The organism is Mycolicibacterium aromaticivorans JS19b1 = JCM 16368 (genome assembly GCF_000559085.1).
Classification (GTDB): domain Bacteria; phylum Actinomycetota; class Actinomycetes; order Mycobacteriales; family Mycobacteriaceae; genus Mycobacterium; species Mycobacterium aromaticivorans.
Genome location: NZ_JALN02000001.1, coordinates 1,577,171 through 1,588,540 on the forward strand (window position 1 = coordinate 1,577,171; position 11,370 = coordinate 1,588,540).

9 protein-coding genes are annotated in these 11,370 nt (G+C 65.5%); 8 read left to right on the top strand and 1 reads right to left on the bottom strand.

Annotated features, from left to right (window positions below):
- The first annotated feature begins 2 nt into the window (after positions 1-2).
- From Y900_RS32975 to Y900_RS07635, 6 genes are all read left to right on the top strand, one after another.
- Positions 3-92 carry a potassium-transporting ATPase subunit F gene (locus tag Y900_RS32975; protein WP_102808100.1) on the top strand — a complete coding sequence of 30 codons (90 nt, stop codon included), beginning with the start codon at positions 3-5 and terminating at the stop codon, positions 90-92.
- Complete coding sequence (gene kdpA / locus Y900_RS07615) at positions 92-1,762, top strand: potassium-transporting ATPase subunit KdpA (RefSeq protein WP_036340835.1); 1,671 nt, start codon at positions 92-94, stop codon at positions 1,760-1,762. Before Y900_RS32975 ends, kdpA begins: the two co-directional genes overlap by 1 nt.
- 2 nt (positions 1,763-1,764) lie before the next feature.
- Entirely contained in the window at positions 1,765-3,903 is a 2,139-nt protein-coding gene (kdpB, locus tag Y900_RS07620) for a potassium-transporting ATPase subunit KdpB (protein WP_036340839.1), read from the top strand.
- 1 nt (position 3,904) lies between these two features.
- Entirely contained in the window at positions 3,905-4,810 is a 906-nt protein-coding gene (locus Y900_RS07625) for a potassium-transporting ATPase subunit C (RefSeq protein ID WP_036340842.1), read from the top strand.
- 148 nt (positions 4,811-4,958) lie between these two features.
- Positions 4,959-7,454 (top strand): DUF4118 domain-containing protein, encoded by a 2,496-nt coding sequence (locus tag Y900_RS07630; RefSeq protein WP_051660343.1) that lies wholly within the window; start codon positions 4,959-4,961, stop codon positions 7,452-7,454.
- Positions 7,451-8,137, top strand: coding sequence for a response regulator (locus tag Y900_RS07635; protein WP_036340850.1), 687 nt, complete (start codon positions 7,451-7,453; stop codon positions 8,135-8,137). Before Y900_RS07630 ends, Y900_RS07635 begins: the two co-directional genes overlap by 4 nt.
- A 214-nt stretch (positions 8,138-8,351) precedes the next feature.
- On the opposite strand, the gene Y900_RS07640 is transcribed toward Y900_RS07635, so the two are convergent.
- Positions 8,352-8,636, bottom strand: a complete 285-nt coding sequence (locus tag Y900_RS07640; RefSeq protein ID WP_036340853.1) for a hypothetical protein — start codon at positions 8,634-8,636, stop codon at positions 8,352-8,354.
- A gap of 201 nt (positions 8,637-8,837) precedes the next feature.
- Between Y900_RS07640 and Y900_RS07645 the strand changes: the two genes are divergently transcribed.
- Both Y900_RS07645 and Y900_RS07650 read left to right on the top strand, forming a co-directional pair.
- Positions 8,838-10,832, top strand: a complete 1,995-nt coding sequence (locus tag Y900_RS07645; protein ID WP_081845023.1) for an APC family permease — start codon at positions 8,838-8,840, stop codon at positions 10,830-10,832.
- Between the two features lie 38 nt (positions 10,833-10,870).
- The gene (locus tag Y900_RS07650) at positions 10,871-11,365 is read left to right on the top strand and encodes a DUF4383 domain-containing protein (protein ID WP_051659949.1); all 495 of its coding nucleotides are present in this window, start codon (positions 10,871-10,873) and stop codon (positions 11,363-11,365) included.
- Positions 11,366-11,370 lie beyond the last annotated feature (5 nt).

The following is an 11,370-nucleotide window of genomic DNA, read 5'->3' on the forward strand; positions in this document are numbered from 1 at the left end:
CTGTGAGCTACGAGAACGTCGTCGGCTTGATCTTGTCGGTGCTGCTGGCCCTGTTCGTGGCCGCGGCCCTGTTGTTCCCGGAGAGGTTCTAGTGACCACCACATCGGCGGGGATCGTGTTTCTCGGACTGCTGATCCTCGCGCTGGCCGCCGTGCATGTGCCGCTGGGCGATTACATGTACCGGGTCTACGCGGCGGAGAACCATAACCACGTCGAGCGCGGCATCTATCGCCTCATCGGCGCCGACCCGAAAGCCGAGCAGACCTGGGGCGCGTACGCGCGCAGTGTGCTGGCGTTCTCGGCGGTCAGCATCCTGTTCCTCTTCGTCTTCCAGTTGGTGCAGGGCACACTGCCGCTCCACCTCAACAACCCCGGCACCCCGATGACGCCCGCGCTGGCGTGGAACACCGCGGTCAGCTTCGTCACCAACACCAACTGGCAGGCGTACTCGGGTGAATCCACCCAGGGCCACCTCGTTCAGATGGCCGGCCTTGCGGTGCAGAACTTCGCCTCCGCCGCGGTCGGCATGGCCGTCGCGGTCGCGCTGGTACGGGGGTTCGCCCGCCGCAACACCACCGAACTGGGCAACTTCTGGGTGGACCTGGTTCGTGGCGCACTGCGGATCCTGCTGCCGATCTCGGTTCTGGCCGCGATCATCCTGATCGCCGGCGGCGCGATCCAGAACTTCCACCTGCACGACCAGGTGGTCAACACCCTGGCCGGTGCGCAGCAGACCATCACCGGCGGCCCCGTGGCCAGCCAGGAGGCCATCAAAGAGCTGGGCACCAACGGCGGCGGCTTCTACAACGCCAACTCGGCACATCCGTTCGAGAACCCCACCACATGGACCAACTGGGTGGAGATCTTTCTGCTGCTGGTGATCAGCTTCTCGCTGCCGCGCACGTTCGGACGCATGGTCGACAGCCGTAAGCAGGGATACGCGATCGCCGCGGTGATGGGTGTGCTCGCGCTCATCAGCGTCACGCTGATGCTTCAATTCCAGTTGCAGGGCCACGGCACCGTCCCCACCGCGGTCGGATCGGCGATGGAAGGAGTGGAGCAACGGTTCGGGATAGCCGACTCGGCGGTCTTCGCCGACGCCACCACGCTGACCTCGACCGGCGCTGTGGACTCGTTCCACGACTCCTACACCAGCCTCGGCGGCATGATGACGATGTTCAACATGCAGCTCGGCGAGGTCGCACCCGGCGGAACAGGATCTGGCCTCTACGGCATGCTGATCCTGGCCGTCATCACAGTCTTCGTCGCCGGCCTGATGGTCGGACGCACGCCGGAGTACCTGGGCAAGAAGATCACTCCCCGCGAAATCAAGCTGGCCGCAAGCTATTTCCTCGTCACGCCGCTGATCGTGCTGACCGGTACCGCCATCGCGATGGCCATGCCCGGCCAGCGAGCGGGCATGCTCAACACCGGACCGCACGGATTATCAGAAGTGTTGTACGCCTTCACTTCCGCGGCCAACAACAACGGCTCGGCGTTCGCCGGCATCAGCGTCAACACCGAGTGGTACAACACTGCGCTGGGCTTGGCGATGGTGTTCGGCCGTTTCCTGCCGATCATCCTGGTGCTCGCACTCGCCGGGGCGTTGGCCAAACAGGGCCACACCCCCGAATCGATCGGCACCCTGCCAACGCACCGGCCCCAGTTCGTCGGCATGGTGGCCGGCGTGACGCTCATCCTGGTGGCCTTGACCTTCCTGCCCATGCTCGCGCTCGGGCCCCTTGCCGAAGGAATTCACTGACCATGACTGTTACCTCAGTAGAGCGCCGTCCCGAAACGGGCGCCAAGAAGAAACAGGTGCAGGGCGGCCTTCTGGACCCCAGAATGCTCATGACCTCGCTGCCCGACGCATTACGCAAGCTCGACCCGCGCACGCTGTGGCGGAATCCGGTCATGCTGATCGTCGAGATCGGCGCGGTCTGGAGCACCGTCCTCGCGATCGTCGACCCGAACTGGTTCGGCTGGCTGATCGTCTTTTGGCTGTGGCTGACCGTGGTGTTCGCGAACCTGGCCGAGGCGGTGGCTGAGGGGCGTGGTAAGGCACAGGCCGAGTCGCTGCGAAAGACCAAGGCCGACACCATGGCTCGCCGACTCGTCGGATGGGAGCCGGGTCAGCCCGGGCGTGAAGAGGAAATCGCCGCGCCGTTGCTTCGACAGGGCGACACCGTCGTCGTCGAGGCCGGACAGGTGATACCCGGCGACGGCGATGTGATCGAAGGCATTGCCTCGGTGGACGAGTCGGCCATCACCGGCGAATCAGCCCCGGTCATCCGCGAGTCCGGCGGCGACCGCTCGGCGGTCACCGGCGGAACCACAGTCCTGAGCGATCGCATCGTGGTCCGCATCACCCAGAAGCCGGGAGAAAGCTTCATCGACCGGATGATCGCCCTCGTCGAGGGCGCCAATCGGCAGAAGACACCCAACGAGATCGCGCTGAACATCCTGCTCGCCGCACTCACGATGATCTTCATTTTCGCGGTGGCGACCTTGCAGCCGTTGGCGATCTTCTCCAAGGCCAACAATCCCGGTGTGCCGGACTCGCTGTCACTGACCGCAGACGGCGTTTCCGGCATCGTCATGGTCTCACTGCTGGTGTGCCTGATCCCGACGACCATCGGCGCGCTGCTGTCGGCAATCGGTATCGCGGGCATGGACCGGCTGGTGCAGCGCAACGTCCTGGCCATGTCCGGCCGCGCGGTCGAAGCCGCAGGCGACGTCAACACCCTGCTGCTGGACAAGACCGGCACGATCACGCTGGGTAACCGCCAGGCATCGGACTTCGTTCCGCTGGAAGGTGTTTCACCGGAGCAGCTCGCCGACGCGGCGCAGTTGTCCAGCCTGGCCGACGAAACCCCCGAAGGCCGCTCCATCGTGGTGTTCGCCAAGTCGAACTTCGGCCTGCGGGCCCGCACCCCGGGCGAGCTCGTCAACGCGCACTGGGTCGAATTCTCGGCCGCCACAAGGATGTCCGGTGTCGACCTGGAGAACGGGCACCTGCTGCGCAAGGGCGCGGCCAGCACCGTCGCGCAGTGGGTACGCGACCAGGGCGGTTCCGTACCCGCGCAGCTCGGCGACATCGTCGACGGCATCTCCGCTGCCGGTGGTACGCCGTTGGTCGTCGGACAGGTGGTCGACAAACGAGCGGAGGTCCTGGGCGTCATCCATCTCAAGGATGTCGTCAAGCAGGGTATGCGAGAGCGCTTCGACGAGATGCGCAAGATGGGCATCCGCACGGTGATGATCACCGGCGACAATCCGTTGACCGCCAAGGCGATCGCCGACGAAGCCGGGGTGGACGACTTCCTTGCCGAGGCCACCCCGGAGGACAAGCTCGCGCTGATCAAGCAAGAGCAGGCGGGCGGCAAGCTCGTCGCGATGACCGGCGACGGCACCAATGACGCGCCCGCGCTCGCGCAGGCAGACGTAGGGGTGGCGATGAACACCGGCACCTCGGCGGCCAAAGAGGCCGGCAACATGGTCGATTTGGACTCCGACCCGACGAAGCTCATCGAGATCGTCGAGATCGGCAAGCAGCTGTTGATCACCCGTGGCGCTCTGACCACCTTCTCGATCGCCAACGACATCGCCAAGTACTTCGCGATCATCCCGGCGATGTTCGTCGCGTTGTTCCCCGGCCTGGACCTGCTCAACATCATGCGGCTGCACAGCCCGCAATCGGCCATCCTCTCCGCGGTCATCTTCAACGCGCTCGTCATCATCGCGCTGATTCCGTTGTCGCTGCGGGGCGTTCAATACACCCCGAGCAGCGCCTCGAAGCTACTGAGCCGAAACCTCTATATCTACGGCCTCGGCGGGATCATCGCCCCCTTCATCGGGATCAAACTGATCGACCTCGTCGTCCAATTCTTGCCAGGGATGTGACATGAACTTCTCCAGTCTCGTTCGTCAACACTGGGCAGCGCTGCGGGCGCTGCTGGTGCTCACCGTCATCGTCGGAGTCGGCTATCCGGTGTTCATCTGGCTGGTGGCTCAGATTCCCGGGCTCAAGGACAAGGCCGACGGTTCGATCATCGAGGTGAACGGAAAGCTGTTGGGCTCCAGCCTGATCGGCCAGTCCTTCACTGACGACAGGGGCAACCCGCTGCCGCAGTACTTCCAGAGCCGCCCGTCGGCGGCCGGCAACGGATACGACCCGCTGGCCACCGGCGCGTCGAACCTGGGCCCGGAGAGCATCGTGGACACCCTTGGTGATCCCGCTGCCCCCGCGGATACCAACGGCTACAAGGCCAGCCTGCTATCCCTGGTCTGCTCGCGCAGCAAGGCGATCGGCGATATCGACGGCGTCGACGGCAAGCGCCCATTCTGCACCGGCGACGGTGTGGGTGCGGTGCTGTCCGTGATCGGTCCGCGGGATGCTCGCGGCAACGTCGCGGCCCCCACCAAGGTCGTCAGCGTCAACGAGCCGTGCCAGACCACCAAGACCCCGTTCCTCGCAACATACGAGGGTGTGCGGGTGGAATGCGCCAAATTCGGCGACGACTACTCGGCAGGCCAGATCGTCCCGATCAAGGGCGCGGTTGGTGAGCCGGCGGTACCCGCGGACGCGGTGACCGCCAGCGGCAGCGGACTCGACCCGAACATCTCCCCCGCCTACGCCGACCTGCAGATCGCGCGGGTCGCCAAGGCCCGCGGTGCCAGCGCCGATCAGATTCGGGATCTTGTCGCCGACCACACCGACGGCCGCACGCTGGGCGTCTTCGGTGAACCGCGGGTCAACGTCCTCGAACTCAACATCGCGCTGGACGAGAAGTTCGGTGTGAAGAGCTGATCTCACGGTGGATCGATCTGCGAATAATAGAGACGTGGACACCGTGCAGCCGCCGCGCGTGACGTCCGGCGGCGACCCGCCGCCGGACACGTCGTCCGAGAGCGACTCGCAGCCCGCCTCCTGGAGCCCCCGGCCGAAGCGAGGCGAGTTGCGCATCTACCTCGGCGCCGCGCCGGGCGTGGGCAAGACGTTCGCGATGCTCGGCGAGGCGCATCGCCGTCTGGAGCGCGGCACAGATCTGGTGGCCGCCGTGGTCGAGACGCACGGCCGGAAGAAGACGGCTGACCTGCTCAGTGGCATCGAGGTCATCGCCCCCCGCTACATCGACTATCGGGGCACCAGCTTCCCTGAACTCGACGTGCCTGCCGTGCTGGCCCGCAAGCCGCAGGTCGTGCTCGTCGACGAACTGGCCCACACCAACACACCCGGCAGCAAGAACCCCAAACGCTGGCAGGACGTCGAAGAGCTGCTCGAGGCCGGCATCGCGGTGATCTCGACGGTCAATGTCCAACACCTGGAGAGCCTCAACGACGTTGTCGCACAGATCACCGGCATCGAGCAGCAGGAGACGGTGCCCGACGAGATAGTCCGCAGCGCCGCACAGATCGAATTGGTCGACATCACTCCAGAGGCGCTGCGGCGCAGGCTTTCTCATGGCAATGTCTATGCCCCGGAGAAGGTCGACGCGGCGCTGTCGAATTACTTCCGCCGGGGGAATCTGACCGCGCTTCGAGAGCTTGCGCTGCTCTGGCTGGCCGACCAGGTGGACGCCGCACTGGCCAAGTATCGCGCCGACAACAAGATCACCGCGACCTGGGAAGCCCGTGAACGCGTCGTCGTCGCCGTCACCGGTGGCGCGGAGTCGGAAACGTTGGTGCGCCGGGCATCTCGGATCGCATCGAAGGCCAGCGCCGAACTGATGGTCGTGCACGTGGCGCGCGGTGACGGGCTGTCCGGGGTGTCGGCGCCGCAGATGGGGAAAGTCCGGGAGCTGGCCGCCAGCGTGGGCGCCACCGTCCACACCGTCGTCGGCGACGACGTGGGCAAGGCTCTGTTGGACTTCGCCCGCGAGATGAACGCCACCCAGCTGGTGATCGGCACATCACGACGGTCCCGGTGGGCCCGTGTGTTCGACGAAGGCATCGGCGCGGCGATCGTCCAGGACTCCGGCAAGATCGACGTGCACATGGTGACCCATGAGGAGGCCAAGCGGGGCTTCTCGGTGCGGGCGGCGTCGCCGCGCGAACGCCGGGTGATCTCCTGGCTGGCCGCCGTCATCGTGCCGTCGGTCATCTGCGCGCTGACCGCACTGTTCCTCGACAAGTACCTGACCATCGGCGGCGAGAGCGCGCTGTTCGTGGTCGGCGTGCTGATCGTCGCCCTGCTCGGCGGGGTGGCGCCAGCGGTGCTCTCGGCCATGCTGTCCGGTCTGCTGCTCAACTACTTCCTGACCGAACCGCGATACACGTTCACGATCGCCGAACCCGACGCCGCGATCACCGAACTCGTGCTGTTGATGCTGGCGGTCGCCGTTGCCGTCCTGGTCGACCGTGCGGCCAGCCGCCAACGTGAGGCCAGGCACGCCTCCCAGGAGGCCGAGCTGCTGACCCTGTTCGCCGGCTCGGTGCTGCGCGGCGCGGACCTGGCGACGCTGCTCGAACGGGTGAGGGAAACCTACTCGCAGCGGGCAGTGAGCATCTTGCGGGTTCGCGGTGAAGACGAACAGATCGTCGCGTGTGTCGGCAAGGACCCCTGCGTGACAGTCGATTCCGCCGACACCGCGATCGAGGTCGGGGACGACGAGTTCTGGATGCTGATGTCCGGGCGCAGCCTGCCCGCCCGCGACCGACGGGTACTGACCGCCGTCGCCAAGCAGGCCGCCGGGCTGGTCCGCCAGCGCGAACTCACCGAGGAAGCCAGCAAGGCCGAGGCGATCGAGAAGGCCGACGAACTGCGCCGCTCGCTGCTGTCGGCGGTCAGCCACGACCTGCGCACCCCGCTGGCCGGGGCCAAGGCCGCGGTGTCGAGCCTGCGCTCCGACGACATCGGCTTCTCCGAGGAGGACACCGCGGAACTGCTTGCCACCGTCGAGGAGTCGGTGGACCAGCTGACCGCACTGGTGGACAACCTGCTCGATTCGTCCCGGCTGGCCGCCGGGGTGGTGCGTCCCGAACTCAAGCGGGTGTATCTCGAAGAAGTGGTACAGCGCGCGCTTCTGAGCATCGGCCGAGGCTCGACAGGGTTCGGCGCCAGAGGCCTTGACCGGGTGAAGGTCGATGTCGGAGACGCGGTGGCGCTGGCCGATGCCGGACTATTGGAGCGTGTGCTGGCGAACCTGGTCGACAACGCGCTGCGGTACGCCCCCGAATCCACCGTGCGGATCAACGCCGGCCGAGTCGGGGACCGCATGCTGATCAACATCGTCGACGAGGGCCCCGGCGTGCCCCGCGGCACCGAGGAGCAGCTGTTCGAACCGTTCCAGCGCCTCGGCGATCGGAACAACAAATACGGTGTCGGACTGGGCCTTTCGGTTGCCCGCGGATTCGTCGAGGCGATGGGCGGAACGATATCGGCCACCGATACCCCGGGCGGTGGCCTTACCGTGATCGTCGACCTGGCCGCACCGCCGGGAGGGCGGCTGTGAGCAAGATCAAGGTGCTGGTGATCGACGACGAGCCGCAGATCCTGCGGGCGTTGCGGATCAATCTGAGCGTGCGCGGCTACGAGGTGATCACCGCCGCCACCGGCGCGGCGGCACTGAAGGCTGCCGCCGAGCAGCGGCCCGATGTGATCGTGCTCGACCTCGGGCTGCCCGATATGGACGGCATCGAGGTGCTCGGCGGCCTACGCGGCTGGCTCACCGCACCGGTCATCGTGCTGTCGGCCCGCACCGACTCCACGGAAAAGGTGGACGCGCTCGACGCCGGCGCCGACGACTACGTGACCAAGCCGTTCGGGATGGACGAGTTCCTGGCCCGGCTGCGCGCGGCGGTGCGCCGGGGCGCGGCGGCGTCCGAGACCGACGAGCCGGTGATCGAAACCGATTCGTTCACAGTCGATCTGGCCGCCAAGAAGGTGATCAAGAACGGCGCCGAGATTCACCTGACCCCCACCGAGTGGGGCATGCTCGAGATGCTGGTGCGCAACCGCGGCAAGCTGGTGGGCCGTGAGGAACTGCTCAAAGAGGTATGGGGCCAGGCGTACGCGAAGGAGACCCATTATCTGCGGGTGTACCTGGCGCAGCTGCGCCGCAAGCTAGAGGACGACCCGTCACATCCGCGGCACCTGCTGACCGAAGCGGGAATGGGCTACCGGTTCGAGCAGTGACGCCGAGCCGCGACGGCAGCGCGGCAAGCCACGAATTCACTGACGTACAACTGGGCCGCGAACTAGGGTGAGCACCATCCGGGCGAAGGAGATGATCTGCCATGAACGAGCCCAAACATACCGGTGGCTGCACCTGTCGCTGTAATGCCTGCGACGGCGGCCATCACTGTCACAACATCGGCAGCGGCTGCAAGGTCAAGCTCTAGCTTCCGCGCTACCGGTCGTAGAGCGACGTCCAGACCGAAAATCTCGACAGCAGGTCGACGACGGCACGCCCGCGGGCCGTGTAGTCATATGGTTCGTCGAGCGAGCCCATGCTGTCGCGGCTGCCGGGTGTGCCGCCGGCCACCAATCCGGTGACCACCAGGTCCCGCAATGCCGGAACAAGATCCCACCGCGCCCCGGGGAGCGCGGACCGCATCTGTTCGAGTGTCATCGGTCCGGCCGCCAGCGCGTCGAGCACCTCGACCAGATAGCGGCGGCTGACGAGCTCACGCAAGTGCTCTCTGCTACCCCATCGGTCCAGACCACAATCGGACATAACGCGCCAACATAGGTAATCACAGGCCACGACACACTCGCCCTTACGGAATTACCCACAGCGCCAACGTCAATCTTTACGAAATCCCTACGGCTCGCGCTGCGCCCCGCGGGCCGGTGGAAACTAGGCTCGCTTCTCGTGTCTTCGCCGACGTCGCTGATGAAGCGCTTGGTACTGGGTCGGCCGTTTCGCAGCGACAGCCTCGGTCACACCCTGCTGTCCAAGCGAATCGCGTTACCCGTCTTCGCCAGCGACCCGTTGTCGTCGGTCGCCTACGCGACCCAGGAAATCCTGCTCATCCTGACCCTCGGGGGCCTCGCCTACATCCACCTGACGCCCTACGTGGGTGCCGCCGTAGTGGTCCTTCTGGCCGTAGTTGTGCTCTCCTACCGCCAGGTCGTTCGGGCCTACCCCAGTGGAGGTGGGTCCTACGAAGTGGTGTCCAAGAATCTCGGTCCGCTGGCCGGGCTGGTGGTGGCCGCCGCGCTCTTGGTGGACTACGTGATGACCGTTGCGGTCTCAGTGGCCGCGGGCGTGGACAACATCATCTCAGCCTTCCCGGATCTCAACGCCTACCGAGTAGGCATCAACATCGGATTTGTCATCCTGCTGACCGCGATGAACCTTCGCGGCGTACGAGAATCCGGTCGAGCCTTCGCCATTCCGACCTATGCCTTCATCGTGGGCGTCTACCTGATGGTCGGGCTCGGTCTGCTACGCGCCCTGCTGGGACATCCGCCGGTGGCCGAGAGCGCCGGCTACGGAATACGGGCAGAGCAAGTCGGACTGACCACTGTTGCGCTCATCTTGCTTGTGCTCCGCGCCTTCTCCTCGGGCTGCACCGCGCTGACCGGCGTCGAGGCCATCTCCAACGGGGTTCCAGCGTTCCGTAAACCCAAGGCGCTCAACGCAGCCCGGACCATGGCCGCAATGGGGTTGCTGGCTGTCACCATGTTCGCCGGTGTCACCGTGCTGGCGCTGATCGCCAAGACTCGAGTAGTGGAGAACACCTGCGACCTCGTCGGCTTCCACGGCGACTGCACAACCGAACCGCAACGCACCGTCATCGCGCAACTTGCGGCCGCCGTGTTCGGCAACAACAGCGTCATGTTCTTTTACATCCAGGCCGCCACAGCACTGATCCTGGTACTCGCGGCCAACACCGCCTACAACGGATTTCCCCTGCTGGCATCGATTCTCGCCCAGGATCGCTATCTGCCCCGGCAACTTCAGAATCGGGGTGACCGACTGGCCTACTCCAACGGCATCATCCTGCTCGCCGTCGTCGCAGGCGGACTGATCTACGCCTTCGACGGGTCGGTCACCCGGCTGATCCAGCTGTACATCATGGGTGTCTTCACGTCGTTCACGCTCTGCCAGGCAGGCATGGTGCGGCACTGGAATTCAGAGCTGAGGCATGCGACCACACCGGCTCTACGCCGAAAGATAAACAGCGGCAGAGCAGTCAATGCGTTCGGGGCACTCCTGACCGGCTTGGTGCTCGTGGTGGTCATGATTACGAAGTTCACCCACGGTGCCTATCTCGTGGTCATCGCGATCCCCGTGCTATGTGCGCTGATGCACGCCATCCACCGCCACTACGCCTCGGTTCGCGACGAATTGCGGCTCGCTCCCGACGATGAAGCGACCCTCCCGAGCCGGGTACACGCAGTCGTGCTGGTCTCGGGGTGGAACAAAGCCACTCAGCGCGCGATCCTGTATGCGCGCGCGACCAGGCCCCACACGTTGACCGCCCTGACCGTGAACATCAACGACGACGACACCCGGGCGCTGCACCGCGAATGGGAAGCCTTGGACATCGACGTACCCCTGAAGGTGGTGGAGTCGCCGTACCGCGAGATAACCCGGCCGGTCTTGCAATACGTGAAGCGCGCGCGACAGCGGCCTCGCGATGTGGTGTGCGTGTACATACCGGAAACCGTGGTGGGGCGATGGTGGGAAAACCTGTTGCACAACCAAAGCTCACTGCGACTCAAAGCACGCCTGCTGTTCGAACCCGACGTGATGGTGACCAGCGTTCCATACCAACTCCACACCGCCGCGCGCCGCGACGTCACCAAGGCCGAACACAGCCCCGGCGACGTCCGCAGCGGCGTTGACCGATCGGTGCGCTACGACAGAAACCTCGACTGAGCGATTGACGGCCCGTATTGACGGGTATGCAGCACCCCATGGAAACGGCCCGTTCGGGCAGGCTGCAGCGGGCGAGGGTAGGCCTGCTGGCGGTACAGGGAGCCGCGATCCTGGTCGCCGGGGCGTTCGTCGTTGTCGCGATCGCCGGCTTCATTCCCGGTCTGACCACTCATCTGGACCAGCTGCATTGGGCTCATGGCTCGCGCTCCGAACTGTTCGGTGTCTTCGAGGTGTCGGTGGTGCACAACCTGGTGCACCTGTGCTTCGGTGTGGCCGGCCTGGTGCTGGCGGGCACGTTCGCCCGAGCGCGGGCGTACCTGATCGGCGGCGGGCTGATCTTCCTCGGTCTCTGGGTCTACGGTCTGCTCATCAACCTGTCTGGTCCGCGAAACATCTTGCCTATCAACAACGCCGACAACTGGCTTCACTTCGCGATCGGCGTGGTCATGACGCTGCTCGGTGTCACGCTGGCAGGCACCAAGATACCGACCGGGGCCGACGGGGAACCGTTGGTGCTGCCCGAGGACGAGTGAGAGAC